Genomic DNA, 26,551 nt, shown 5'->3' with positions numbered 1-26,551 from the left:
TGTGTTAACAATGACATTATGAGAAAAAATCGCCACTACCTTTTTTTAATCCTAATATTGACTATTACTTATTCAGCATGTTTCGCTCAAAAAAAAGCTTCAAAAGAACCGGAATATAAATACGTTCCAGATAATCAGGAATTATACAACACCATAATTGCAATGGACAGTACTTTTTTCCACGCTTATAACACCTGTGATTTAGATATACAAGCTGCCATTTATTCAGACGGAATCGAATTTTACCATGATAAAGGAGGCTTAATGACTGTTAAGCAAGACTTAATTGATGGAACTAAAAATAATATCTGTGGTAAAGTAACCCGGGAATTAGTGAAAGGAAGCATTGAGGTTTATCCCATAAAAGATTTTGGAGCCATTGAAATTGGACTTCATAAATTTCATAACAACACTGAAAAAGAAGACACACCATCCAATCCCAGTAAATTTATTATTTTTTGGAAAAACGATAATAATATCTGGACTATCACAAAAGTGGTTAGTTTGCATTAATATTCTTTACCAAAACCAAAAAACCACCTTCATCAGGTGGTTTTTTCAATTCTTATAAAATGCTACAAAGGAATATTTCCGTGTTTTCTATTAGGAGTAATGCTTTCTTTATTTTCGAGCATACTAAATGCCTTTATCAATTTGCGTCTTGTCTCTTGCGGTAAGATTACCTCATCTACAAAACCACGTTGTGCTGCTGTGTAGGGATTCGCAAACAAATCAGCATATTCCGCTTCCTTTTCTAAGAGTTTTGCTTCATGGTCCTCAGCTTCATTAATTTCTTTCTTGAAGATAATTTCAGAGGCTCCTTTGGCTCCCATCACGGCAATTTCGGCAGTGGGCCAAGCAAAATTCATATCTGCACCAATGTGTTTCGAATTCATTACATCATACGCGCCACCATAAGCTTTACGGGTAATTACAGTCACTCGTGGCACAGTTGCTTCACTTAACGCATACAACAATTTAGCACCGTGAACGATAATCCCGTTCCATTCTTGATCCGTTCCCGGTAAAAACCCCGGTACATCTACCAAAACTAATAACGGAATATTAAAACAATCGCAAAAACGGGTAAATCTTGCCGCTTTTTTCGAACTGTTCACATCCAGACATCCAGCTAAAATCATCGGCTGGTTGGCTATTATTCCAATGCTTTTTCCTCCCAATCGAGCAAAACCCACCAAGATATTTTCGGCATAATTTTTATGAATTTCAAAAAAAGAATCTTCGTCAATAATTCCACCAATTACCTCGTGCATATCATACGGTTTATTGGGATTATCCGGAATGATAGTTGCTAATTTGGTGCGAACTTCGTCATTTAGTTCGTAAGGCAAATTGTGTGCTTTTTCTTTATTGCTTTGCGGCAAATAACTCAACAAGCGTTTCAAATCCTCCAGACATTCCACATCATTGGTAGAAGTAATATGCGCCACACCAGATTTAGTTGAATGCGAACTTGCTCCACCCAATTCCTCCGAAGTCACGGTTTCATTAGTAACTGTTTTTACCACATTCGGACCAGTAACGAACATATAACTGGTATCTTCAACCATCATCGTGAAATCTGTCATAGCTGGAGAATACACGGCTCCACCGGCGCAGGGTCCCATAATAGCAGAGATTTGCGGAATCACACCGCTGGCTTGTACGTTTCGGTAAAAAATATCGGCATAACCGCCCAAAGAACGAACACCTTCCTGAATACGTGCTCCACCAGAATCATTAAGACCAATCATAGGCGCACCCATTTTGACTGCCATATCCATCACTTTACAAATTTTCTCGGCATGAGTTTCGGATAACGAACCACCAAAAACGGTAAAATCCTGAGCGAAAATATAAACCAATCGCCCGTTTATGGTTCCGTATCCCGTAATGACACCGTCACCATAATACAGTTCTTTTTCCATTCCAAAATCAGATGTTCGGTGCGTAACCAACATCCCAATTTCTTCAAATGAACCTTCATCCATCAAATAATTGACGCGTTCTCTCGCCGTCAGTTTTTTATTCGAATGTTGCTTTGCTATTCTGTTTTTACCTCCGCCTAAATGAGCTTCGGCAATTTTATTGTTTAATGCATCTATTTTGTCTTTCATACTATTCTTTTTTTAACCGCTAATTCGCTAATTTTTTAAAATCATTATTTAATTTAACAAGCGTACGATTTTTTGATCTTCAAAATATTGTTTCAAAGCGACCTTCGCAGCGATTTCTGCTTCTTGCGCTATTTGATTTTTTAACATTTCGGCACTGTAGTAATTCTTGACAAAATGCGTGTCAAATTTCCCAGAACGAAAAGCCTCATGTTCAAAAACAAATTTTCCGAAAGGTAACGTCGTCTGAACACCTTCTACATGATAGTCTTCAATGGCCTTAATCATAATTTGAATCGCTTCTTCGCGAGTTTCTCCATAAGTGATTAATTTGGCCAACATTGGATCATAATAAATAGGAATATCCATGCCCTGTTCAAAACCGTTATCCACACGAATTCCTTCACCAACAGGCAATTGATAAACATCCAAATGACCTACACTCGGTAAGAAATCATTCATCGGATCTTCTGCGTACACACGCAATTCCATCGCATGTCCTTTTATTTTCAAGTCTTCTTGTTTGATTGCTAATGCTTCTCCTCTTGCGACTCTAATTTGCAGTTCGACCAAATCGGTTCCGGTAATCCATTCCGTAACGGGATGTTCCACCTGCAGACGGGTATTCATTTCAAGGAAGTAGAAATTATTGTTTTCGTCCAATAAAAATTCAACAGTTCCAGCTCCTAGATAATCACAGGATTTGGCAACCAAAACAGCTGCTTCACCCATTTTTTTACGTAATTCCGGTGTTAAAACCGAAGAAGGCGCTTCTTCAATTACTTTTTGATGACGACGCTGAATACTGCATTCTCTTTCGAATAAATACAACACATTCCCATGACTGTCCGCCATAACTTGAATTTCAATATGCCTTGGCGAACCCACATACTTTTCTATAAAAACAGAACCGTCTCCAAAAGCAGCGATTGCTTCACTGATGGCGCGATCCATTTGAGATTCGAAATCAGCTTCGCTTTCTACCACACGCATTCCTTTTCCTCCACCACCTGCTGAAGCTTTAATCAGTATTGGAAAACCTACTTCCTTGGCTACTACTTTTGCTTTTTCGACATCCGTAATGGCTTCGTCAAAACCAGGAACCATTGGAATATTGTATTGTTTAACGGCTTCTTTGGCCGCCAGTTTACTTCCCATTATTTTTATCGCTTTCGACTTTGGACCAATAAAAATGATGTTATTTTTTTCCGCTTCTTCAGCAAATTCCGCATTTTCACTCAGAAAACCATAACCAGGATGAATGGCATCTACGTTTAAAGATTTCGCAACTTCTATTATTTTACTTCCTAACAAATACGATTGACTCGAAGGTGCTTCTCCAATCCATACGGCTTCATCAGCAAATTTTACATGTGGTGCATTTCTGTCTGCAGCTGAATAAACTGCTACAGTTTTTATGCCCATTTTCTGTGCGGTTTTCATCACCCTGATGGCGATTTCCCCTCTATTGGCAACTAATATTTTTTTCATATTTTTACTCGAATTCAATTAACAACTGTCCTTTATCAACGGCATCTCCCATGAGCACCGAAATTGTTTTGATAACGCCATCTCGCGGGGAAAGAAAACTGTTTTCCATTTTCATGGCACCAAGAATAATTAAATTGTCGTTCTCTTTTACAGTTTGTCCTACCACAACACTTATTTCTAGAATCAGTCCAGGCATAGGCGCTTTGATAAAATTGACTTGTTTGGTTAGTCCTGTTTCGAATCCCATTTCTTTGATTAAAATATCCAAAGGATTTGAAATGGCAACGGTATACGTGTTGTTGTTGACCTTGACGGTGTAGTTTTTTTGAAGAAAATCTGAAGTTATGATTTCCGCTTGATAAGGAGTGTTTTCGTGTAAAATATGAAATTTATTAGCTTCCACACTAACTGTATCCAGTTGAGATATACTCTCCTTTTCCAAATCAAAATGGAAAGCGTCATTTACATTTACTTTATAACCAATACTCATAAGTGTATTTATTTAATTGGTTGTAAAAATAAGTAAAGAAAACGTTTTCGTAATCGAAAAATAAAAGTTTTATGCTAATTTAATATAGTTATCGTGAAATAAATTTACAACACTAATAATCCAAATTCTCTTAAGGTTTTAAATGGTTTTGAATACCAAAATAATTCAAAGTCTTCCAATTGTTCTTCGAAGTCAGTTTTTACTTCTTGAAATGTATATATTTTTGAATTAGAAACAGAAATTTTCTGCAGTATTTCTACTAGCCATTCTCCCTCAATTTTATTGGTTTGAATGGAGAAACTTTCTTTTTTATCATGAAAAGTCAAAGTCATCATTTCCCAAGAATTCCCTTTTTTGGATTTGGTAAAATGTTCCACAAATGGCTTCCCGCCTAACCAAACGATTTTGACAGTGGGTTTAGTGTTGAAATCCTCGTCTTCCTGTAAAGCGTCAAAAATAAAATCAGGAGAAATTTTCGTTTTAGGAATTTTAAATTCGAACCAATCCTGCAGTTCATAATCAAAACAGATTCCGTGCATAAAGTTGAACAAGGATTTTTTGAGTCCAAAACTGAATTTATCATGATCGATTCCTGTTGAATCCGTATAATTAATATCGTTATTTGCGAAAGTTCCAATCGCGTCGGTTTCTTTTACAACACCAAATTTCTCGGGATACAAACCGACTGGACTGTGCGCCGTCATCGCAAATTGATGCCAAAATCCAGATTGCAATACACCAACTTCAAATAATTGACGCACCATTTCAAGACTATCCACCGTTTCCTGAATAGTTTGTGTAGGATAACCGTACATCAAATACGCATGAACCATTACGCCTGCTTCGGTGAAATTTCGGGTGACTTTCGCTACTTGTTCGACCGTTACGCCTTTATCAATCAATTTTAATAATCTGTCAGAAGCGACTTCGAGACCACCAGATACTGCAATACAACCGGAAGCCTTTAGCAGCAAACATAAATCTTTAGTAAAACTTTTTTCGAATCGAATGTTCGTCCACCACGTCACTGCTAATTTCCTGCGAAGTATTTCAAGCGCCAAAGCGCGCATCAAAGCTGGAGGAGCGGCTTCATCTACAAAATGAAATCCGTTCTCACCCGTTTGGGCAATCATTTCCTCCATTCGGTCGCACAATAAATTGGCAGCAACGGGTTCGTAAATTTTTATATAATCCAAAGAAATATCACAAAACGTACATTTTCCCCAGTAGCAACCGTGCGCCATGGTGAGTTTATTCCAGCGTCCGTCGCTCCACATGCGATGCATTGGATTTACAATTTCGATAACCGAAATGTATTTATCCAAAAGCAAATCCGAATAATCCGGAGTTCCCACTTGCGATTGTTTGTAATCGTGTTTTACGGAATTATTTTTGTAAACTACTTTTCCGTTTTCTAAAAGAAAGGTTCTTTTATAGGAATTATAATCTGTCCCGAAATTTCGGGATTCAATATTAGAAATCAATTCTTCGATTGGCGCTTCACCATCATCTAAGGTAATAAAATCAAAAAACTCAAAAACACGAGCATCCGAAAGTGAACGCAATTCAGTATTCGGGAAACCTCCACCCATTGAAATTTTAATATTCGGATAATGCTTTTTGACCCATTGAGCCGAACGAAAAGCCGAATATAAATTCCCTGGAAACGGAACCGAAATCAAGAATAATGTAGGCTGAATCGTTTCCATTCTTTCCTTTAAAATAGAAAGAAGAACGGTATCAATATACGTTGGTTCCTGTTGCAAGGCTTCATACAATTCGTCAAAAGAATTGGCGCTTCGTCCCAAACGTTCCGCATAGCGACTGAAACCAAAATTCGCATCGACACATTCAACGATAAAATCAGAGATATCTTCGAGATACAAAGTCGCTAAATGCTTCGCTTTGTCCTGAGTTCCCATAGTTCCAAATGCCCAATCTAATTCTTCCAATTGTGCAAAACGCGAGGCTTCTGGCAAGAAATCTTCCTGACAAATTTGAAGTGCCAATGTTGGATTTTTCCCTTGTAGAAAAGCAATTACAGGGTCGATCGTTTTAAGATATTCATCTTGTAAAGCAAAAATACGTTTCGAGTTATCCGAAATTTGTCCAACGGTAAACTTTAAACTTGCGACTTTAAACAAATTTTCAAGTCCTTCTTTCGAAAACAATTTCAAAATCACTTCGATTCCCAAATCTGCTTGAACAGACTCAATGTTTTTGGTATTCAGAAACCCTTTGATATATGCAGTTGCCGGATACGGTGTATTCAGTTGGGTGAAAGGCGGCGTGATTACGAATAATTTGGTTTTCAAAAGAAATAAGTTTGGTGCAAAAATAAGGGATAATTTTGTTCTTTCCACAAAAGTAAAAGGCTACATTTTTATTTATTCTTTGGATTCAAATATGAAATAAAGTCATTTTTAGTTTTTACGTAATCTGTAGATATTTAATTACATTTACGGTTGTTTAAATTATTTATATGAGACAAAAATTACTCTTCCTTTTTTATTAACAACCCACTTTCATATACTCGAAAATAGAAATTAAACCGTTACAAATTATAAGCACCAAATTAAATGATAAAAAAAATAAAATTCATTATATTCTCTTTAATAATTATAGTCTTTTTTCCTAGCAAAATTAGTTCTCAAACGATACAATGGCAAAATACAATTGGAGGTAATGATTATGATTGGGGTGATTTTATAGAAGTATCAAATGATGGGAATTATCTTTTGGGAGGATATTCGTATTCTAATATATCAGACGATAAAAGTGAAAATTCAAGAGGTGAAGGCGATTACTGGTTTATTAAAATTGATGATACTTCCGGTAATTTATTATGGCAAAAAACTATTGGAGGAAACCGTTTTGACCATTTAACATCCGGAAAAGAAACAAAGGATGGAGGTTATATTCTTGGTGGCTACAGTTCTTCCGAAATATCCGGAGAAAAAACACAAAGTTCAAGAGGGAATGATGACTATTGGATAGTTAAACTTGATGCTAACAGAAATATTATTTGGGATAAAACTTTTGGTGGAACTGGAGTGGATCGATTAACATCAATAATTCAAACAGACGATGGTGGATATCTTCTAGGAGGTTCATCAGATTCTAATATCTCAGGTGAAAAAACGGAGAATTCTCGCGGTAGTCTTGATATGTGGATCATTAAAATTGACTCTTCCGGAAATATAATGTGGCAAAAAACATTTGGAGGTAGTAGTAGTGATTGGGTCCAATCTATGATAAAAACACTCGATGGTGGTTATCTATTAGCGGGATCTTCTCATTCAAATATTTCAGGTGACAAAACTCAAAATTCCAGAGGAGGAGGCGATTATTGGGTTTTAAAAATCGATAGTTTAGGAGCTATAGTATGGCAAAAAACAATCGGAGGTAATAATGGTGATTATGCGAAATCTATAATAGCGACCTCAGATGGAAACTACATTATAGCCGGTGATTCTTTCTCTACTATTTCTGGAGAAAAAACGGAGAACAAAATTAACAACTCTGATGATGCTTGGCTTCTAAAATTAAACAACGCTGGGCAAATTCTTTGGCAAAAAGTCATTGGAGGAGATGATACGGAAATATTAGCTGACATCCGAATGACCTCAGACAACGGTTTTATTCTTGGTATTATGTCATATTCAGGAATTTCAGGTAATAAAACAGAAGTGTCAAGAGGACAACGCGATTATTGGATGGTAAAACTCGATTCCACTGGTAAATTTGAATGGGATAAAACTGTAGGAGGCGATAGTTTTGACCAGACACAAGCCATAGTACAAGCCAAAGATGGAGGCTATGTAACGCTAGGGTGGTCACAATCTAATATATCCGGAGATAAAACGGAAAATAAAAGTGGGCTGCAAGATTTTTGGGTCGTTAAACTCAAATTATGTTCCCAAAATCTATCTGTAGCCAGTAATTCCCCAATTTGTCTTGGGGATACTATACAACTCACCGCAACCGGAGGAGCAAATTATGCTTGGACAGGACCAAATGGTTTTACTTCGATAGAACAGAATCCATCAATATTAAATGCAAATGCATCACAAAGTGGTCAATATAGCTGTAACATCACTGGAACTGGTGGATGTGATGCTACAAAGTCCGTAACTATTGTGATTAATGTTCAACCCTTACCTTCAGCAAATTCTCCGCAGGAATTTTGTACGCAACAAAATGCGACTTTAAGTGATCTAATTATCACCGGCCAAAATATAAAATGGTATGATTTAATAACGGGAGGTTCGGTATTACCTAAAACAACTTTACTACAAGATGGAATAAATTATTATGCATCACAAACTATAGACAATTGTGGAAGTAGTCGCATTTTGATAAATACCCAAATTTCAGCAGCTGAAGATTGTGATTTAACAATTGATGATTCATCATTGTCATATCCAAAATATTTTACTCCAAACGGTGATGGTTTTAACGACACTTGGAACATTAAATTTTCAGATTTGGAAACCAACTTAACTATAAAAATATTTGACCGTTATGGAAAATTAATCAAAGAATTAATCCAAAATAACGATTGGAACGGCACCATGAATGGATTTGAACTTCCTTCCGATGATTATTGGTTTATCGCAACAAGAACAGATGGAAATGAATACAAAGGACATTTTAGTTTAAAACGATAACAAATTATCAAAATTTATGTTCTTTTTTGCTAACCATTAACAATGAAAATAAAGAAACACAGGCTGCCGTACTTAAATAAAACCCAACATAGGTCAAACTATACTGAGTTGCTAACCAAATCGCAATCATGGGTGCAAAAGCGGCTCCAATAATTCCTGCCATATTAAATGCTAAAGAAGTTCCTGAATAACGAACCGTTGTAGGAAAAAGTTCAGATAAAAAAGTTCCTAAAGGACCGTATGTGAATCCCATCAGAGCCATTCCAACACATAAAAATAAAGTTACAAGAACTGAACTGCCGGAATTCAAGAAAAAAGAAAATGCAAAACCAAAAACAGCAATCGCGATTGTGGCGTAAATAAGCATTTTTCTTCTGCCGATACGATCCGCAATTAAAGCTGAAACAGGAATAAAAAGTGCAAAAAACACTACCGAAAACAATTGCATCAATAGAAAATCTCTTTTGGAATAACCCAAATCAGAAGTTGCCCAGCTAAGTGTAAAAACCGTCATGAGATAAAAAACTAAGAAAGTAGTAATGGCCGCAAATGTGCCAAAAATCAGTTGGTTTTTATAAAATTTTAGTAAAGTAAAAAATGGAATATTAACTTCTTCTTTCTCTTTTTTAGCGTTTTCGAAAGCAGGAGTTTCGGTAATCTTTAATCGGATATAAAAACCTACGACAACCAATAATGAACTCGCTAAAAACGGAATCCTCCATCCATAATCAAGAAAATCTTCGGAAGTCATTGTATCGGTCAAAATCAAGAAAGTACCACCCGAAAGCAACAAACCTATTGGTGCTCCAAGTTGCGGAAACATTCCGTACCACGCTCGCTTATTAGGTGGAGCATTTTCGATAGCCAATAATACCGCTCCACCCCATTCGCCACCTAAACCAACTCCTTGACCAAAGCGACACAACATCAATAATAAAGGAGCTGTAATTCCAATACTGGCATAACTTGGTAAAAAACCAATACAAACTGTTGAAATCCCCATCGTTAGTAACGCAATTACTAAAGTGGTTTTACGTCCAATTTTATCACCATAATGACCAAAGACCGCAGAACCTAAAGGTCTGGAAAGAAAAGCAATAGAAAATGTTGCTAAGGATAACAAAACGGAATTAGTACTATCTGTTGAAGGAAAAAACAATTGAGGAAAAACTAAAACTGCAGCATTTGCATAAATATAAAAATCAAAAAATTCTATAGTAGTTCCAATTAAACTGCCAAAAAGAACATGTTTTAACGAGTTTTCATTCGAATGCTTTAAATTATCTTTCATAAAATTGTTAATTTTTTTTGATAAAAATGATACTATTTTTCGAAAGTAACAAATATTATAGTTCCAATTATTATTGGTAAATTAGCAACATATAAAACTTTATTATGCCAACCGACTGTATCAGCTATCAGAATTCAGGATATTTCTCTTCTTTGATGAATGATTATTTAGAAAAAAAAACAAACTTACAATCCTTATACAACCGATTTCCAACACTTGAGAATTTTGAAGCACAAATCCAAGAAAAGCAAGTAAACTTCAATGAGAACGGTACTCTTAAAAGACAAATATTAGTTTCCACATTAGAAAAACAATATTCAAAAGTTGAAACTTCGATATTGACGAAACAAAATATTGAAGCTTTAAATAATCCAAATACATTCACTGTAACAACAGGACATCAGTTAAATTTGTTCAGCGGACCTTTATATTTTTTGTATAAAATCATTTCAACTATTAATTTGACAACCGAATTAAAAGCGAAATATCCAACCTATAATTTTGTACCCATTTACTGGATGGCAACCGAGGATCATGATTTTGAAGAAATTAATTATTTCAACTTTAAAGGTAAAAAATTCCGTTGGAACAAAGAAAGCACAGGTCCTGTTGGTCGCTTGTCTACCGAAGGTTTAGCTGAATTTCTTGAAGTATATACTTTGGAATTAGGATCTAGTGCAAATGCAGATACGCTAAAAAAACTGTTTGAAGATTCCTATCTCAATCACGATAATTTAGCCGATGCTACTAGATTTCTGGCTAATGCGCTTTTTGGCGCTTATGGTTTAGTTATTTTGGATGCGGATAATGCTGACTTAAAACGCAACTTTATCCCTTTTGTAAAAGAAGAATTGCTGCAAAAATCCTCCCATAAATTAGTTTTGGAAACTGCTGAAAAATTAAAAGAGTATACAGTTCAAGTGAATCCTCGTGAAATCAATTTGTTTTATATCGAAGATGATTTACGAGAACGCATCATCTTTGAAAATGATACCTACAAAGCCAATCACACTAAAATTGAGTTTTCAGAAACGGAAATTCTAAATCTTTTAGAAAATCATCCGGAAAAATTCAGTCCAAATGTCATTATGCGTCCCTTATATCAGGAAGTGATTTTACCGAATCTATGCTATATTGGCGGAGGCGGAGAAATTGCTTATTGGTTAGAATTAAAATCCTTTTTTGCTGCTGCAAAAGTAACTTTTCCAATACTTTTGCTTAGAAATTCTGTACTATTGGCAACCGAAAAGCAAGCTAAAAAAGCAGATAAACTAGATTTGAACTGGGAAGATTTATTTTCAAAACAGGCGAATTTAGTAAGTACTAAAACCAAAGAATTGTCAGATTTCCCAGTCGATTTAACGCATCTAAAAAAACAGTTGCAAAAACAATTTCAGGAGCTTTATGATGTAGCGAATAAAACCGACGAGTCTTTCCTTGGAGCTGTAAAAGCGCAAGAAACCAAACAAACCAAAGGATTAGAAAATCTGGAGAAACGTTTGCTGAAAGCACAAAAAAGAAAACTGAGTGATATTTTGCAACGCATCACTGAGTTGCAAAACGAGTTATTCCCCAACCAAAGTTTACAGGAACGCCAAACTAATTTTTCGGAATTTTATTTGGAATTCGGTGAAAATCTGATTCCAACATTGGTCAAACAGCTCAAACCATTGGACAATAAATTCGATATTATTGTACTTTAATCAGATAACGGTTATTTGAATGCCGAATTTGTAAAAATAATCAATAAAAAAATACTATTTTTGCACAAAATTTAAAAAATAAAAGATGGCTACTAATAGAACATTTACAATGATTAAGCCTGATGCTGTTGCTAACGGACACATCGGAAACATACTTGCAATGATTACAAATGCAGGTTTCAAAATCGTTTCTTTGAAATTAACACAATTAACTGTTGCTGATGCTCAAGCTTTTTACGAAGTACACGCTGCAAGACCTTTCTACGGTGAATTAGTTGAGTTCATGTCAAGAGGACCAATTGTTGCTGCTATTTTAGAAAAAGACAATGCAGTTGAAGATTTCAGAACTTTAATTGGTGCTACAAACCCAGCTGAAGCTGCTGAAGGAACTATCCGTAAAGCATACGCAACTTCTATTGGAGAAAATGCAGTTCACGGTTCTGATAGCGATGAAAATGCAGCTATCGAAGGTGCTTTCCATTTTGCTGGAAGAGAGCAGTTCTAATTATAGTTTCTTAGATAGTCAGATTTTTAGACTACTTATATTCTTTAAAAGTAAAACCCGCTTCAATGAAGCGGGTTTTATTTTTAATATAATTTTTAGCTCTTTTAAAATATTATTTTTATAAAAAAACTTAATATCTAACAATCGAAAATACCTAATGTAATCTAAAAATCTAACTATCTAAGAAGTCTAACGTAAGACAACATCTTTCACCACATCACGTCTTAATTCCTCATTAATCAGCGCCACAATTTTAGACTTTCCGTGACTTAATTCTTCACGCAAAACAGACGAAGTCAACTCAACATACAGCGTGCTTCCTTTCAAAACAACATTATTCGTATAACTGTTCACTCCATTACCCATTAAATTTTTCCACGCATCTTTCACGTCAATTTGATCCATTCCGGGCTGCAGTTTATTCGCTTGGATTATTTGTTTCAAAACATCCCCTATCGTACTCTGATTATTTAGTCGTTTTGCCATCGCCCAGTAAATTTATTGGTGTTGCTTTCTTATAATGATATTCTGTTTTTTCCTTGTTCAATAGCACTAATTCTTCCGCTGACACAGCAATCAACTCCTCACTCCACTTCATGTAAGGCGTAGAATAATCTAAAAAAACTTTGTCATCCGCAAATCGAACCGTTACGTTTTCATACGTATCATTCACTAAAAAAGTCCCGTCTAATTGCGGCATCACTTTCTTCCGAATCCCTTTATTATTCTTTATTTCAAAATAATCATACACTTCATTCATCCCGTATTCTTTATCCTTTATGGAATCAAAAACAACCTTTTCTACTTCCCAATACCCGTTTATTTTCGAAATGTCATCTTGGGTTATCTTTTGCTGACAAGCCACAAAAAGAAATGCTATAAAAAGAATGCTAAATGTTTTTTTCATAATACTAATTATTTTTAGGAGCTGTTTCCTGCTTTCCGCTTCAATCTTTTTATCCGCTGAAAAAGCGTCTAGAAAGGATTTTCACTGCAATCAGGGCTAGAAAATTCGGGATAAATCACGCCTATTCTAATTACAAAGTTACTCTTATTAAATTCAAAGAAAACAAAAATAGTGGAAACACATTAAACTATTTTCTATATTTTTGGTCTTAAAGGAATTAGAACTAAATCATTAGCAAGATGTCAAAAATAATATATAGTTTCCTCATCGTATTACTTTGTAGCAGCTGCAGTTCTGACACTCCTGAACCAACTCCTACTCCCTCAACTGAAACACTCTACTTTCCACCATTAACAGGAACAGCTTGGGAAACAAAATCTATTGCAAGTTTAGGTTGGAAGCAAACCGCCGTGCAACCTTTATTAGATTATTTGGCACTTAAAAATTCAAAATCCTTTATCATTCTTGTCAATGGCAGAATCGTAATGGAAAATTATTTCAACGGCCATGACGCCAATGCTTTTTGGTATTGGGCAAGCGCTGGTAAAACACTGACCTCAACTGTAACAGGAATTGCACAACAAGAAAACCTCATCAACATCAATAATAAAGTTTCGCAATACATAGGAAGCGGTTGGACGAGTTTGCCTTTAGCCAAAGAAAACTTGATTACAAACAAACACTTACTCAATATGACTTCCGGATTAGATGAAAGTACAGATGATGTTGATCCAGCAAGTCTAAAATACAAAGCCGACGCAGGAACACGTTGGGCGTACCATAATGTATATGTAAAATTACAGGATGTGATTGCGCAAGCCAGCGGTCAAACCTGGAATGCTTATTTCAACACCAAATTAAAAGATAAAATAGGAATGGATGGTGCTTGGTTTCAACTAGGAAACAATTCCGTTTACGGAAGCAATACTCGCTCCATGGCGCGTTTCGGCTTGCTAATCTACAACAAAGGAAAATGGGAAAGTAACACGATAGTGAATGAAAACTATTTAAATGAAGCAACAAACACTTCACAAAATATAAATCTGGGATACGGCTATTTATGGTGGGTAAACGGAAAATCAAGTTATCATTTGCCACAAAGCCAATTGCAGTTTAATGGTAGTTTAATACCCACAGCTCCAGCCGATATGTATATGGCATTAGGGAAAAACGATCAAAAAATTTATATTATTCCAAGCAAAAAAATGGTCGTTATCCGAATGGGCGATGTTGCAAATCCAGACAATCCAACGTTTGCCTTATCCGATTTTGATGAAGTTTTATGGCAAAAAATAAGTGCTTTGTACCAGTAAAATTACTTAGTTTTCAAACTTTTCATAAAACCCAAAACAAAGGAAACCAAACCCATTATCAATAAAAAATAATAAAAACCTAGACTTTTATCTCGGACAAGATTTGCCAATATAAATGAAATGATGCTTACTAAATAAAGATACATCGGAGGTGTATTTTTTAAAGAAGAAAAATCCATTCTAATTATTATTTAAAAAAACTATCCACAAACTCATACTTATTAAAAACCTGAAGATCCTCAATTCCTTCTCCAACACCAATATATTTTACTGGAATTTTAAATTGATCGGATATTCCAATCACAACACCACCTTTTGCGGTTCCGTCTAGCTTAGTAACAGCCAAACAAGTAACTTCAGTAGCCGCTGTAAATTGTTTTGCTTGTTCAAAAGCATTCTGACCGGTTGATCCATCCAAAACCAATAATACATCATGTGGCGCATCACCAACGACTTTTTGCATCACTCGTTTTACTTTGGTCAACTCGTTCATTAAATTAATTTTATTATGCAAACGACCTGCGGTATCAATAATAACGATATCCGCATTTTGTGCTACGGCTGATTGCAAGGTATCAAAAGCCACCGAAGCCGGATCACTTCCCATATCCTGACGAACAATAGGAACACCTACTCTATCCGCCCAAATTTGCAATTGATCGATGGCTGCGGCCCGAAAAGTATCGGCTGCACCAAGAACCACATTATAGCCTTGCTTTTTAAATTGATATGCTAATTTACCAATGGTAGTCGTTTTACCAACACCGTTTACACCAACGACCATTAAAACATAAGGTTTCGTCTGAATTGGTATTACAAATTCACTAGCTTCGCCAGTATTTGTCTCTGATAATAAAGCTGCAATTTCTTCTCTGAGGATTTGATTGAGTTCTTCTATTCCAAGATATTTATCCGAAGCCACACGGCTTTCTATTCGTTTAATAATCTTTAAGGTTGTATTAACACCAACATCGGAGGCCACTAAGATTTCCTCTAAGTTATCCAGGACTTCATCATCCACTTTTGACTTTCCGGCAACTGCTTTGGTTAACTTCGAAAAGAAATTTGTTTTTGATTTTTCAAGACCTTTGTCTAATGTTTCTTTTTTCTCTGATGAAAATATTCTTTTGAAAAAACTCATTGTATAAATAGTATTAAGAATGAAGTATTTAAGTCCAAAGAACCAATACGCTTTCTAACGGTAAATATAGAAAATAAAAAAGCTACTTCCGAATGAAAGTAGCTTTTCTATATAATATGAATGTTGATTATTTCTTTTTCAAGAATTCGTCAACTGATTCCGGTGTCATAATAGATTCTACGAATGTATATGCACCTGTTTTTGGAGATTTCACCATTTTGATGGCTTTTGACAATCTCTTAGAAGCTGTTTGTAACGATGCTACGGTTTTCTTTGCCATGATTCAAATGTTATTTAAATTTAAATAAAATTTTCAAATGTAGAACATTTGAGATTTTTATCAAAATCTCTAATTATTACTTAATTTCTTTGTGAACAGTTACACGTTTCAAGATTGGATTAAATTTTTTAATCTCTAATCTGTCTGGTGTATTTTTTTTGTTCTTTGTTGTAATGTATCTTGAAGTTCCTGCAACACCAGTAGTCTTGTGCTCAGTACATTCTAAAATTACCTGGATTCTATTACCTTTCTTTGCCATCTTGCTATTTTTTTATTTTGGAAGGGATTATTTAATAAATCCTTCTGACTGCGCTTTTTTCAAAACTGCAGCGATTCCATTTTTATTAATTGTTTTTATCGTAGATGCAGCTACTCTTAGAGTAATCCATCTATCTTCTTCTGGAAGATAAAAACGCTTTTTAACTAAGTTTACAGAAAATTTTCTCTTAGTTTTGTTCATAGCGTGAGAAACGTTATTTCCTACCATCGCTCTTTTACCTGTAAGGTCACAAACTCTTGACATTATACTTATCTTTTATCGTTATTCAAAATCAGGGTGCAAAGAAAAGAAAAATAAACCTATTAACCAACAATATTATCGTACATTTTTTAAAATTTCTTTCTGTAATAGTTCTAAACTTTTAATAACCGCTCTATCTATCACTTTTTCACGGGGTTGACCAAAATTAAATTCTTCAACAATTATTTCATTTGGCGTAGCCAATGCGATAAAAACAGTCCCAATTTCCGCTTTTGAGTCTCCTTTTGTAGGCCCGGCATTTCCAGTTGTCGCAATTGCATAATCCGTTTTCATCATCTTTTGAACGCTCAAAGCCATTGCCGAAACCACCTCTCTACTCACCACAGAATATTCGTCTATAAGGCTTTTCGGCACTCCTAAAACATTAATTTTAACAGCTGTTGCATACGAAACCACACTGCCTTTAAAATAATTTGACGCTCCCGGAACCGATGCCAATAGTGCGGCAATTTTACCTCCAGTACAACTCTCGGCAGTCGAAATGGTTTTATTTTGCTTTGTAAGCATTTTTCCAACTACTACTTCAATCGTTTCGTCTTCTTCAAAACCAACAATTATGTCGTGAATAAGCGCATCAAGAGAAGCAACATTTTCATCAATGGCAGCTTCTAATTTTTCCTTATCAGTTCCTCGTGCTGAAAGCCGCAAACGAACTCTCCCAGGACTTGGTAAATAAGCCAATTTGATGAATTCAGGAAGGTTGTTTTCCCAGTCTTCTATACGTTCCGCCACAAGACTTTCGCCCTGTCCATACGTCAGAATTGTTTTATGGATAATGTAAGGGCGTTTGTATTCCCGAACCACTTTTGGAATGATTTCATTTTCTACCAAATATTTCATTTCGTAAGGAACTCCTGGAAGCGAAATAAAAACCGTATCTTCTTTTTTCATCCACATTCCTGGCGCAGTACCCACCTGATTGTGAAGCACCGTACATTTTGAAGGAACCAGTGCCTGATCTTTATTAATCTGGGATGCCGTTCTATTCATCACGCGCTCTATAAGCTCAATTACATGCTTTTCGACTGCTTCATTAATCACTAACTCATCTTCAAAATAATCGCAGAAAGTCTTCTTGGTAACATCATCTTTAGTTGGTCCTAAACCACCTGTTATAATAACCAAATCGACTTTGTTTTGAAGCGATGCAAACGTATCTAAAATGTGTTTTTTATCATCACTTATCGAAATCATTTCGTTGATTTCAACACCAATTTTATCTAATGATTTGGCAATAAAACCAGAATTCGTATCGACAATTTGACCTATTAAAATTTCGTCACCAATGGTAACTATGGTTGCTTTCATTTTTTTGCGATATTTTTTATGGGATTGCAATTTTAAAAGTGAAGTGTGTAAAATAGCACATTCAGTTTTTTTGCGTGAGGGATAGTAGTGAAAATCCTCTCTCGTTAAAAAACGAGAGAGATTGCAACGGATAGCCCGACCCGCTTTTTCAGCGGGTCACGCCACGATATTACAAATCGAAATCTTTTTTGATTTCCTTGATAGCGTCGCTAACTTGGTTTTTTACGCTCTTAAAAGTTTCTTTGATGTCTTTCTTCTTGCCTTCCGCTTTGGTCCACGCTTCTACCTGAAGAATCTCTTCAAAAGCCACATTAAGTCCTAACAAATCAAGTGTAGGCTTGATTTTATGTGCGTATGCATAAGCATGTTTGTGATCTTTCTTTTTTATTCCCTCTTTGATTTGCAATAAATCATCTGGAACTTCAGTAACGAACAAAGTTAAAATTTCATTTACAAATTCCGGATCGTTATCTGAAAGCGCGTACACTTTTGAAAGGTTGTAATTTATAGCCATTATTTTACTTGTATTCTAAATAGTTGTTGTCCTTCTAAAAAACCTTCTAAAACATCATCTGGCTTTACTGCCGCAACTCCTTCTGGAGTCCCCGTAAAAATAATGTCACCAATTTTTAACGTAAAAAACTGAGAAACATACGAAATCAGCTCATCAATTTTCCACAACATAAGACCCGAATTACTCATTTGCACGGTTTTACTATTATTGGTTAATTCAAAAGTAATATTTTCTAATGAACTAAATTGATTTTTCGGCAAAAATTCACCTATAACCGCCGAGCCGTCAAATGCTTTTGCTTTTTCCCAAGGCAACCCTTTTGCTTTTAACTTATCTTGTAAATCTCGAGCGGTAAAATCGATCCCCACACTGATTTCGTCATAATATTTATTCGCAAACTTAGGCTCGATGTACTTCCCCACTTTACTTATCTTGACAATAATTTCAATTTCATGATGCACATCTTCCGAAAATTCCGGGATTACAAATGGGTGTTGTTTCAATAAAACTGCCGAATCCGGCTTCATGAAAACTACTGGCTCCGTGGGTCTTTCGTTTTGTAATTCCTCAATGTGATTGGTGTAATTTCTACCGATGCAGATTATTTTCATAACTTGGGTTCTGGGTTTTTGGTCTTGGGCTTTTGGTTTTTGGTTTGAAAAAATTTTACTTCCAACACCTAATTACCCAATTCCTTAATACCTATTTCGTATTCAGTTTTCTTAATTTTATTGCCGTTAAAACTTTTTTGGTGTACAACGGAAAATCAGCATTTTGAATCCAACTGAAATAACCGGGTTCTGTTTCCAGAATTTTATCCACTTTTACTCCTTTGTGTTTTCCAAAAGTAAAAATTTCTTCATTGTCTTTATCAAAAGCAATCATTCCGGCAAAATCAGCGATTTTCTTTCGTGTCGTAAACTCTGATAATAATTTCATGTCGTTTTCCAGTTCCGGATAACGGTCCAGTTGCGCTTTCAAAATTTCGTAAGTTGCCATAGTATCTGCTTCTGCAGAATGCGCATTTTCAAGCGTTTTTCCACAATAAAATTTGTGTGCCGCACCCAATGTTCGTTCTTCCATTTTATGAAAAACGGTCTGCACATCTACTGAAACCCTGCCTTTCATGTCAAAATCTACTCCGGCACGCAGCATTTCTTCTGCCAATAACGGAATATCAAAACGATCCGAATTAAATCCAGCCAAATCACTGTCTTTAATCATATTGTAAACTTGTGCAGCCAGTTCGTTAAAAGTAGGTTCATTTGCTACTTTTTCATCTGTGATACCATGAACAGCCGTTGTTTGCGGCGGAATTGGAATCGTTGGATTTACCAACCATGTTTTGCTTTCTTTGTTTCCGTTTGGAAAAACTTTGAATATTGAGATTTCTACAATTCTATCTTTTCCGATATCAATTCCTGTGGTTTCAAGATCGAAAAAGCAAATTGGTTTATTGAGTTTGAGTTCCATTTTTAAATTTTGTGTGGATACAAATATAGAAATTTGGGTTTAATTCCGTTTAAAGTTCTAGGTTTAAAGTTCCATAAAACCTCAAAAAAAGAAAACCCGATTGATTTTTAAAAATCAATCGGGTTTTTATTCTAATTATTAACTTTTAAACATCTCTGTTTACATCAAAAGCTTCTAAGTATTCAGCGACTCTTTTTACGAAACTACCTCCTAAAGCTCCATCTACCACTCTATGATCATAGCTGTGCGATAAGAACATTTTCTGGCGAATCCCGATAAAATCTCCTTCAGGAGTTTCAATTACAGCCGGCATTTTACGGATTGCTCCAAGGGCTAAAATTCCCACTTGCGGCTGATTCAATATTGGCGTACCAAAAACACTTCCAAAAGTTCCCACATTTGTAACCGTATAAGTTCCGCCTTGTGTGTCGTCCGGTTTTAGTTTTCCAGCTTTTGCGCGACCTCCTAAATCGTTTACCGCTTTGGCCATTCCTACTAAATTCAATTGATCCGCGTTTTTAATAACAGGAACAATTAAGTTTCCGTTTGGTAACGAAGCCGCCATTCCAAGATTGATATTTTTCTTTTTGATGATATAATCGCCATCAACAGAAATATTCATTCCCGGATAATCTTTTATCGCTTTCGCAACTGCTTCCATAAAAATTGGCGTATACGTCAACTTCTCTCCTTCTCTCTTTTCGAAAGCATTTTTATTTTTCTCTCTCCATTTCACAATATTCGTCACATCCACTTCAATGAATGATTGTACGTGAGCCGAAGTTTGTACAGAAGCCACCATGTAACCCGCAATTAACTTGCGCATTCTGTCCATTTCTATAATTTCATCACCACCACTTACTGATACCGGAGATGCTTTTTGAGCCACTGGAGCTGCAACTGGTTTTTGAACTGCTGCAACCGGAGCCGCAACTACAGGTTGGCTTGTTCTATTTTTTACGTAGTCTAAAATATCATTTTTAGTTACTCTTCCTTCTTTTCCTGTTCCTGAAATTGCTTCTAATTCAGCCACAGAAACTCCTTCTTCTTTAGCAATATTCTTAACTAAAGGCGATAAGAATTTTTCAGAATCAGAGAAATCTACCGGAGCCGCAACACTTTCTTTGGCAGCATCCACTGTTTTTGTCACTTCAGCAATAACCTCAGGAGCAACCGCTTCTTTTACAATTGACACCTGTTCTCCATCTTCGGTTTCAATAATTGCGATAGTTTGACCCACTTGAACTAAATCATCTTTTCCAAACAATTGTTCGACCAAAATTCCAGAAACTTCGCTTGGCACTTCACTGTCTACTTTATCAGTAGCAATTTCGAGAACTGCTTCATCCGCTTCAATTCTGTCTCCAACTTCTTTTAACCAGTTTGTAATGGTTGCTTCTGCAACGCTTTCTCCCATTTTAGGAAGTTTTAATTCAAATCTTGCCATATTGTTAACCTAAAAGGTGATATTGATTTTCAGTTTGCGAAATTACTAAATATTTCAAATATAAATTACATTAAATGTAATTTTTTACTCTATTTCTATAATCTCACCTCTCTCGTTACTATTATTACTTCCTATTAAAAAATTAGCTGTTTTAGGAATAATTTTAAAGGTAAACCCTTTATTCCTTGAAGATTCGAGAATTGCGATACATTCTTTGAAAGAAATAAATTCATTATCCAGAATAATTTCAGTTCCCCTTCCACTTATTAGCGAATACGAAATTACCATTTTTTCTGTTTTTAAATCGTGAAACAGGACTTTTTTTTGCAAAACTAAACGGAGTTTATCCGCTAATTTCTCGTTATCCGAATACAATAGATATGATTTTGGAGCGATTTTTATTCCTGATTTCCCTTGAAATATTTTTACCAAAGAAAAAAAGACAATTCCTATTTTCATAAAAAACGAAAATAATAAAGATCCCGAACCGTCTGGATTAAAATGCTTTTTGTAAAAGAAATTCATCGCTTCCTGAAACCGCTTCATATACGTTTCGTCCTTAATCGTGCTTTCTCCTTTATAATGGATTAAAGTCGTTTCATGGAAATAATAATTCGACTTTCCTTTTTGCAAAATCCGATACGACAAATCAATATCGTCAGAATACATGAAACAATCTTCATCAAATCCGCCCACTTCTAGATATAAATCCCTTTTCAGGAACATAAAAGCACCCACGAGAATATCTACTTTTCCAGTTTGGTTTTCGTTTAAATGTTGCGCGTAATACTTCCCGAATGTTCCAGAAAATAATTTGTATAAACCCGTAATTTTGGTAAAAGCAACCCAAGGTGTTGGAACACCTCGTTTACTTTCGGGCAGAAAATTCCCGGTTCCATCGACAAGTTTGCACCCTAAAATCCCTAGATTATTTTTCTCTATTGCGCTCGAAGTGACAAAATTCAAAATTTTCACAAACGTATCTTCGGCGACAACCGTATCTGGATTCAGAATGCAAATATATTCTCCTTGCGCTTGGGCTACGCCAATGTTGTTGCCTTTTGGAAAACCTACATTTTCATTGTTTTGAATGAGTTTTACGTTTGGAAAACGCTTTTTTATCATTGCGCAACTGTCATCGGGAGAATTATTATCAATTACAATGATTTCGCCGTCAATGGTTTCTAATGCGTTTTGAACACTTAAAACACACTGTTCCAGAAAATACCGAACGTTGTAATTGAGAATAATGACGGATAGTTGCATTTTTCAAAGATATATTTTAAGATGCAAAGACACAAAGGTTCAAAGTCTAAAAAATCAAAAAACATGTTTCTCCTTAGCCCCGATAGAGCCGATATCATTTGAGAGGAACGAACAAAGATAAAGGCGAAATATTCCTATTCAATAATACCAAATTTAAAATATAAAAAAATGAGTAAAGCGGGAACGATAGCCACAAATAAATTAAATTTTTCGCTCCTAAAAAACAGGCTTCCTTTTTTAGTTTTAACATTACTTAAACCACAAAAACTTGAAACTTCATGTAAATGAATTACTTTTGCAAAAAAGTTATGTTTCGCAACGCAGGCATAGCTTTCAATTTATAACTCATATCTTACAAAGTGAATTACCTTTCTGTAGAAAATATCTCGAAATCTTTTGGTGAACGTACGTTGTTTAAAGACATCTCGTTTGGAATTAATAAAGATCAAAAAATTGCCTTCATAGCCAAAAACGGTTCTGGAAAAACGACTATTATGAGTATCATTAATGGTCTTGAAGAATCCGATACTGGTCAAGTTGTATTGAGAAAAGGCATCAAAATGGCGTTTCTTTCGCAAAACAATAATTTGCAGGAAGAATTGACGATTGAAGAAAGCATTTTCGCGTCGGATAATGAGACTTTGAAAGTGATTGAAGCGTATGAAAAAGCATTAGAAAATCCGGAAGATGAAGAAGCCTACCAAAAAGCTTTTGACGGAATGGATCAGCACAATGCGTGGGATTTTGAAACACAGTACAAGCAAATTTTGTTCAAACTAAAGTTGGAAAATTTCAAACTGAAAGTAAAAAATCTTTCAGGTGGACAGAAAAAAAGATTATCACTTGCTATCATTTTGATCAATCGTCCTGATTTATTAATTCTGGATGAACCTACGAATCACTTGGATTTAGAGATGATCGAATGGCTGGAAAGCTATTTTGCCAAAGAAAATATTACGTTATTCATGGTGACGCACGACCGTTTCTTCTTGGAGCGCGTTTGTAATGAAATCATCGAATTAGACAATGGAAAATTATACCAATACAAAGGAAATTACTCCTATTATTTAGAGAAAAAAGAAGAACGCATCGCCTCCGAGAATTCGAGTGTGGATAAAGCGCAGAATCTTTTTGTGAAAGAATTGGAATGGATGCGCCGTCAGCCCAAAGCGAGAACGACTAAGTCGAAATCGCGTCAGGATGATTTTTATGAAATTAAGGAAAAAGCACAAAGTCGCCGTCGTGAAAATAAAGTAGAGCTTGAAATTAACATGGAACGCATGGGAAGCAAGATTATCGAGCTTCACAAGATTTCCAAAAAATTCAAGGATCACGTCATCATGGATAATTTCAGTTTTGATTTTCAACGTGGCGAACGTATTGGAATCATTGGGAAAAACGGAACCGGGAAATCTACTTTTTTGAATTTATTGACCGGAACTATTCCTCTTGATGGTGGAAAAGTAGTGATTGGCGAAACAATAAAAGTGGGTTACTACACACAAAGCGGAATCAACCCAAAACCGGGTCAGCGTGTGATTGATGTGATTAAAGAATACGGAGAATTTATTCCGTTGATGAAAGGGAAATTGATTTCGGCTTCACAATTGTTAGAACGTTTCTTGTTTGATGCTAAAAAACAATATGATTTCGTGGACAGATTAAGTGGTGGAGAATTGAAACGTTTGTACTTGTGTACTGTTTTGATTCAGAATCCGAACTTCTTGATTCTGGATGAGCCAACGAATGATTTGGATATTGTAACGCTGAATGTTTTAGAAAGCTTCCTTTTGGATTATCCGGGTTGTCTTTTAGTAGTTTCGCATGACCGATATTTCATGGATAAAATTGTGGATCACTTGTTCATTTTTAGAGGTGATGGTGTGGTCGAAGATTTCCCTGGAAACTATTCTGATTTTAGAGCTTACGAAGACAGTACTGATGTGGCTCAAAAAGAGGAAAACAAAGCCGAAAAGAAAGACTGGAAACAAAACAATCCAACTGGAAACCTGACGTTCAACGAGCAAAAAGAATTTCAGAAAACCGAGAAAGAAATCAAGGATTTAGAGATTCAGAAAGTAGCTATCGAACAATTATTCTCAGACGGGAAAATTGGGGAAGCTGACATTGAAAAGAAAGCGAATGAATTGAGAAACATCATCAATAAAATTGAAGAGAAAGAGGAAAGATGGTTTGAGCTTAGTGCCAAAATAGAAGGATAAAACATCTTATATTAGAGATTTATTTATTGCAAAAAAACCACCTTAATTACATAATAGTAACTTTTGGTGGTTTTTTTGCATTGATACATTAACAGAAAATTAGCACAATTACAATCATTGAGTATTGAAATAACTTATACATTTGATTATAAATTTTTAATCATTAAACAGGAAAATCAACCCAAATGAAAGTAAAAACTACAAATACACCAATCAGAAATAATTTTAAAGGTATAGAATACCTAATCCTTTTTAGTAGTATTTTGTTTTTTCAATATTCTTGGTCACAAAATATTTCAGTAAAAATAATTGATACTACTACTAAAGAACCCATACCCTATGCCACAATCAATATTGATAAAAAAGAACATTTGATTTCAAATGCAGAAGGTTTTTTTAACCTATCTGAGGTTGCAATTCAAGAAGAAAATACACTAACTATTACGTACTTGGGCTACCAAAATCTTGAAGTTAAAGTGAGTCAATTATCAAAACTAGACTATATTGTTGCTCTTACTCCTACCATTTTTGAATTGAATGACGTAAACGTAAGTCGTGAAAAACACAATCCTTATATAATTATGGCTACCGTAAAAGCCAACCTTGCTTCGAATTATACCAATAATGAAAACCCTAGTAAAGACATGTTATTCGTAAGAAAATCATCTGCCACATATCCAAATGAAATAGAAATTGATATAAATCAGTCAACAGGATTTACAAAACAAGCACTCAAAAAAGTAAACAGTGATATTCAATCTTTTACCAATAAATTACTTTCTTCACCTCCAAGAGAATATACAGATATGCTTTGTAATTTGTATACCAATACTATTAAGAAAGACAACAAAACTTTTGAAAATCACAAATTAAATGTGGTAAAAGCAACAGTACTTAAAAATGAAGGCAGTACAACCTCGTCTGATGAGTTGAAAGAAATAGGTATAAAAACAATGCTAAAACACTTAGATTCTACAAAGTATTACCGCATTAAAAGTGGACTCATTAGGTTCTCGAGATACCATTTCTTTAAGAAAAGATTTCAATAAAAAGAAAGCAAAAAATAAAAAAACAGATCAAAGTACGCTGCTTACATCCACAAAATTCAATTTAACACAATTCATCCAGAACAATAATTTAGGTAAATCTTCTGAGCATGATTTTATAAATAATCCCGAACTGTACCGTTACAAGTTTGAAGGAACTACTTTTACTGAGGATAACGATTATGCATTTGTACTTTCATTTTCACCAAAAAAAGGCAGTGCAAAATTTACAGGTAAACTCTACATTAATGAGTCTGACTATGCCGTTCTTAGAGCCGAATACCAACTTGATGAGGGAGAAAAACTTAACAATGTTAATTTAAAATGGCTTTTAGGCATTAAAGTAGCACAAAATAATAAAAAAGGAATTTTAATGTTTCGCAAAAAATCTGAAAACAAGAATTACTACTTGCATTATGCCTCTGAAGAAAATGGCAATTATTTTTATGTAAACCGACCTTTGAAATTTATTGAAATAACAAAAGAAGATAAAGATATTTTATCCCTTGACTTAAAATTTGAAGGAAACTCAATCACTAAAACTGAATTTTTAAATCTATCACATTCCCTTGTAACTGATACTGATATTACTAAAGTTGTAGAAAATGAATTCAAGCTTGTATCCCTAAAATCATATGATCCTAAAATCTGGAAAGGATACCATTCCATTGAGCCTCTAGCAGAATTAAAGCGTTTTAAAGTTAAAGAATAATTTACTCATGACTCACAATTAAACTTTCGTTACAAGACGTAATTTCAAAACAAAATGGCTTTGTACAAACCCAGCCATTCTACTAACTAACTTAAATCACTTAACAATTATTTTTAC

General features: G+C 35.0%; 25 protein-coding genes. 8 read left to right on the top strand and 17 right to left on the bottom strand.

The annotated features are described in order from the left end of the window. Positions 1-18: 18 nt before the first annotated feature. Positions 19-513, top strand: coding sequence for a nuclear transport factor 2 family protein (locus BC952_RS10655; RefSeq protein WP_121365648.1), 495 nt, complete (start codon positions 19-21; stop codon positions 511-513). A gap of 62 nt (positions 514-575) precedes the next feature. Here BC952_RS10655 and BC952_RS10650 read toward each other — a convergent pair whose 3' ends face one another. The 4 genes from BC952_RS10650 to BC952_RS10635 form a co-directional block, all read right to left on the bottom strand. Next, entirely contained in the window at positions 576-2,117 is a 1,542-nt protein-coding gene (locus BC952_RS10650; protein ID WP_121365647.1) for an acyl-CoA carboxylase subunit beta, read from the bottom strand. A 48-nt stretch (positions 2,118-2,165) separates the two neighbouring features. Next, positions 2,166-3,605 carry an acetyl-CoA carboxylase biotin carboxylase subunit gene (accC, locus tag BC952_RS10645; protein WP_121365646.1) on the bottom strand — a complete coding sequence of 480 codons (1,440 nt, stop codon included), beginning with the start codon at positions 3,603-3,605 and terminating at the stop codon, positions 2,166-2,168. Positions 3,606-3,609: 4 nt separating this feature from the next. Continuing rightward, on the bottom strand, positions 3,610-4,095 hold the full coding sequence (locus BC952_RS10640; RefSeq protein WP_121365645.1) for an acyl-CoA carboxylase biotin carboxyl carrier protein subunit: 486 nt from the start codon (positions 4,093-4,095) through the stop codon (positions 3,610-3,612). A 104-nt stretch (positions 4,096-4,199) separates the two neighbouring features. Then, positions 4,200-6,410, bottom strand: a complete 2,211-nt coding sequence (locus BC952_RS10635) for a B12-binding domain-containing radical SAM protein (protein WP_121365960.1) — start codon at positions 6,408-6,410, stop codon at positions 4,200-4,202. 264 nt (positions 6,411-6,674) lie between these two features. Here BC952_RS10635 and BC952_RS10630 point away from each other — a divergent pair, with 264 nt between their 5' ends. After that, positions 6,675-8,765, top strand: coding sequence for a T9SS type B sorting domain-containing protein (locus tag BC952_RS10630; RefSeq protein WP_121365644.1), 2,091 nt, complete (start codon positions 6,675-6,677; stop codon positions 8,763-8,765). 7 nt (positions 8,766-8,772) lie between these two features. Here the strand turns inward: BC952_RS10630 and BC952_RS10625 are convergent, their stop codons facing one another. Next, positions 8,773-10,056, bottom strand: a complete 1,284-nt coding sequence (locus tag BC952_RS10625) for an MFS transporter (protein ID WP_121365643.1) — start codon at positions 10,054-10,056, stop codon at positions 8,773-8,775. 104 nt (positions 10,057-10,160) lie between these two features. On the opposite strand from BC952_RS10625, the gene bshC reads away from it, so the two are divergent. Next, entirely contained in the window at positions 10,161-11,759 is a 1,599-nt protein-coding gene (gene bshC, locus BC952_RS10620) for a bacillithiol biosynthesis cysteine-adding enzyme BshC (protein WP_121365642.1), read from the top strand. A gap of 85 nt (positions 11,760-11,844) precedes the next feature. After that, positions 11,845-12,264, top strand: coding sequence for a nucleoside-diphosphate kinase (locus BC952_RS10615; protein ID WP_113634352.1), 420 nt, complete (start codon positions 11,845-11,847; stop codon positions 12,262-12,264). Positions 12,265-12,453: 189 nt separating this feature from the next. On the opposite strand, the gene BC952_RS10610 is transcribed toward BC952_RS10615, so the two are convergent. Together BC952_RS10610 and BC952_RS10605 are read right to left on the bottom strand one after the other, a co-directional pair. Further along, positions 12,454-12,750 carry a DciA family protein gene (locus BC952_RS10610; protein ID WP_121365641.1) on the bottom strand — a complete coding sequence of 99 codons (297 nt, stop codon included), beginning with the start codon at positions 12,748-12,750 and terminating at the stop codon, positions 12,454-12,456. Then, positions 12,731-13,171, bottom strand: a complete 441-nt coding sequence (locus BC952_RS10605; protein WP_121365640.1) for a hypothetical protein — start codon at positions 13,169-13,171, stop codon at positions 12,731-12,733. The genes BC952_RS10610 and BC952_RS10605 overlap by 20 nt, the downstream gene beginning before the upstream one ends. A 239-nt stretch (positions 13,172-13,410) precedes the next feature. Here BC952_RS10605 and BC952_RS10600 point away from each other — a divergent pair, with 239 nt between their 5' ends. Continuing rightward, positions 13,411-14,484 carry a serine hydrolase domain-containing protein gene (locus tag BC952_RS10600; protein WP_121365639.1) on the top strand — a complete coding sequence of 358 codons (1,074 nt, stop codon included), beginning with the start codon at positions 13,411-13,413 and terminating at the stop codon, positions 14,482-14,484. 187 nt (positions 14,485-14,671) lie between these two features. Here the strand turns inward: BC952_RS10600 and ftsY are convergent, their stop codons facing one another. From ftsY to BC952_RS10550, 10 genes are all read right to left on the bottom strand, one after another. Continuing rightward, complete coding sequence (gene ftsY / locus BC952_RS10595) at positions 14,672-15,625, bottom strand: signal recognition particle-docking protein FtsY (protein WP_121365638.1); 954 nt, start codon at positions 15,623-15,625, stop codon at positions 14,672-14,674. Positions 15,626-15,752: 127 nt separating this feature from the next. After that, positions 15,753-15,905: a DUF4295 domain-containing protein gene (locus tag BC952_RS10590; RefSeq protein ID WP_072987107.1), complete on the bottom strand. Its 153-nt coding sequence runs from the start codon at positions 15,903-15,905 to the stop codon at positions 15,753-15,755. Positions 15,906-15,981: 76 nt separating this feature from the next. Then, entirely contained in the window at positions 15,982-16,164 is a 183-nt protein-coding gene (rpmG, locus tag BC952_RS10585) for a 50S ribosomal protein L33 (RefSeq protein ID WP_007805817.1), read from the bottom strand. Positions 16,165-16,191: 27 nt separating this feature from the next. Beyond that, positions 16,192-16,428, bottom strand: coding sequence for a 50S ribosomal protein L28 (gene rpmB / locus BC952_RS10580; RefSeq protein ID WP_024980263.1), 237 nt, complete (start codon positions 16,426-16,428; stop codon positions 16,192-16,194). A gap of 72 nt (positions 16,429-16,500) precedes the next feature. Continuing rightward, positions 16,501-17,754, bottom strand: a complete 1,254-nt coding sequence (locus tag BC952_RS10575; protein WP_121365637.1) for a CinA family nicotinamide mononucleotide deamidase-related protein — start codon at positions 17,752-17,754, stop codon at positions 16,501-16,503. Positions 17,755-17,923: 169 nt separating this feature from the next. After that, the gene (locus BC952_RS10570; protein WP_121365636.1) at positions 17,924-18,268 is read right to left on the bottom strand and encodes an Hpt domain-containing protein; all 345 of its coding nucleotides are present in this window, start codon (positions 18,266-18,268) and stop codon (positions 17,924-17,926) included. Then, entirely contained in the window at positions 18,268-18,879 is a 612-nt protein-coding gene (locus BC952_RS10565) for a fumarylacetoacetate hydrolase family protein (RefSeq protein ID WP_121365635.1), read from the bottom strand. Before BC952_RS10565 ends, BC952_RS10570 begins: the two co-directional genes overlap by 1 nt. Before the next feature lie 91 nt (positions 18,880-18,970). Then, the gene (locus BC952_RS10560) at positions 18,971-19,741 is read right to left on the bottom strand and encodes a 3'-5' exonuclease (RefSeq protein ID WP_091166741.1); all 771 of its coding nucleotides are present in this window, start codon (positions 19,739-19,741) and stop codon (positions 18,971-18,973) included. A gap of 145 nt (positions 19,742-19,886) precedes the next feature. Continuing rightward, positions 19,887-21,188 carry a dihydrolipoamide acetyltransferase family protein gene (locus BC952_RS10555; protein WP_121365634.1) on the bottom strand — a complete coding sequence of 434 codons (1,302 nt, stop codon included), beginning with the start codon at positions 21,186-21,188 and terminating at the stop codon, positions 19,887-19,889. 84 nt (positions 21,189-21,272) lie between these two features. Beyond that, complete coding sequence (locus BC952_RS10550; RefSeq protein WP_121365633.1) at positions 21,273-22,454, bottom strand: glycosyltransferase family 2 protein; 1,182 nt, start codon at positions 22,452-22,454, stop codon at positions 21,273-21,275. Positions 22,455-22,813: 359 nt separating this feature from the next. Between BC952_RS10550 and BC952_RS10545 the strand changes: the two genes are divergently transcribed. From BC952_RS10545 to BC952_RS15050, 3 genes are all read left to right on the top strand, one after another. Further along, entirely contained in the window at positions 22,814-24,676 is a 1,863-nt protein-coding gene (locus BC952_RS10545; protein ID WP_121365632.1) for an ABC-F family ATP-binding cassette domain-containing protein, read from the top strand. 185 nt (positions 24,677-24,861) lie between these two features. Next, positions 24,862-25,725, top strand: coding sequence for a carboxypeptidase-like regulatory domain-containing protein (locus tag BC952_RS15055; RefSeq protein WP_244200137.1), 864 nt, complete (start codon positions 24,862-24,864; stop codon positions 25,723-25,725). Continuing rightward, complete coding sequence (locus BC952_RS15050) at positions 25,673-26,434, top strand: hypothetical protein (RefSeq protein ID WP_244200136.1); 762 nt, start codon at positions 25,673-25,675, stop codon at positions 26,432-26,434. The genes BC952_RS15055 and BC952_RS15050 overlap by 53 nt, the downstream gene beginning before the upstream one ends. Positions 26,435-26,551: the final 117 nt, after the last annotated feature.

Origin of the sequence: Flavobacterium limicola (genome assembly GCF_003634755.1) — a bacterium.
Lineage (GTDB): Bacteria > Bacteroidota > Bacteroidia > Flavobacteriales > Flavobacteriaceae > Flavobacterium > Flavobacterium limicola.
Note: the sequence above shows the minus strand (reverse complement) of the source record. Positions and strands in the feature narration are given on the sequence as shown.

Coding starts and splice junctions, on each gene's coding strand:
- ftsY (WP_121365638.1), bottom strand. CDS start 15,625: ATGAGTTTTTTCAAAAGAATATTTTCATCAGAGAAAAAAGAAACATTA.
- BC952_RS10615 (WP_113634352.1), top strand. CDS start 11,845: ATGGCTACTAATAGAACATTTACAATGATTAAGCCTGATGCTGTTGCT.
- BC952_RS10575 (WP_121365637.1), bottom strand. CDS start 17,754: ATGAAAGCAACCATAGTTACCATTGGTGACGAAATTTTAATAGGTCAA.
- bshC (WP_121365642.1), top strand. CDS start 10,161: ATGCCAACCGACTGTATCAGCTATCAGAATTCAGGATATTTCTCTTCT.
- accC (WP_121365646.1), bottom strand. CDS start 3,605: ATGAAAAAAATATTAGTTGCCAATAGAGGGGAAATCGCCATCAGGGTG.
- BC952_RS10570 (WP_121365636.1), bottom strand. CDS start 18,268: ATGGCTATAAATTACAACCTTTCAAAAGTGTACGCGCTTTCAGATAAC.
- BC952_RS10560 (WP_091166741.1), bottom strand. CDS start 19,741: ATGGAACTCAAACTCAATAAACCAATTTGCTTTTTCGATCTTGAAACC.
- BC952_RS15055 (WP_244200137.1), top strand. CDS start 24,862: ATGAAAGTAAAAACTACAAATACACCAATCAGAAATAATTTTAAAGGT.
- BC952_RS10600 (WP_121365639.1), top strand. CDS start 13,411: ATGTCAAAAATAATATATAGTTTCCTCATCGTATTACTTTGTAGCAGC.
- rpmB (WP_024980263.1), bottom strand. CDS start 16,428: ATGTCAAGAGTTTGTGACCTTACAGGTAAAAGAGCGATGGTAGGAAAT.
- BC952_RS10610 (WP_121365641.1), bottom strand. CDS start 12,750: ATGGCAAAACGACTAAATAATCAGAGTACGATAGGGGATGTTTTGAAA.
- BC952_RS10550 (WP_121365633.1), bottom strand. CDS start 22,454: ATGCAACTATCCGTCATTATTCTCAATTACAACGTTCGGTATTTTCTG.
- BC952_RS10640 (WP_121365645.1), bottom strand. CDS start 4,095: ATGAGTATTGGTTATAAAGTAAATGTAAATGACGCTTTCCATTTTGAT.
- BC952_RS10565 (WP_121365635.1), bottom strand. CDS start 18,879: ATGAAAATAATCTGCATCGGTAGAAATTACACCAATCACATTGAGGAA.
- rpmG (WP_007805817.1), bottom strand. CDS start 16,164: ATGGCAAAGAAAGGTAATAGAATCCAGGTAATTTTAGAATGTACTGAG.
- BC952_RS10630 (WP_121365644.1), top strand. CDS start 6,675: ATGATAAAAAAAATAAAATTCATTATATTCTCTTTAATAATTATAGTC.
- BC952_RS10590 (WP_072987107.1), bottom strand. CDS start 15,905: ATGGCAAAGAAAACCGTAGCATCGTTACAAACAGCTTCTAAGAGATTG.
- BC952_RS10625 (WP_121365643.1), bottom strand. CDS start 10,056: ATGAAAGATAATTTAAAGCATTCGAATGAAAACTCGTTAAAACATGTT.
- BC952_RS10655 (WP_121365648.1), top strand. CDS start 19: ATGAGAAAAAATCGCCACTACCTTTTTTTAATCCTAATATTGACTATT.
- BC952_RS10605 (WP_121365640.1), bottom strand. CDS start 13,171: ATGAAAAAAACATTTAGCATTCTTTTTATAGCATTTCTTTTTGTGGCT.
- BC952_RS10650 (WP_121365647.1), bottom strand. CDS start 2,117: ATGAAAGACAAAATAGATGCATTAAACAATAAAATTGCCGAAGCTCAT.
- BC952_RS10555 (WP_121365634.1), bottom strand. CDS start 21,188: ATGGCAAGATTTGAATTAAAACTTCCTAAAATGGGAGAAAGCGTTGCA.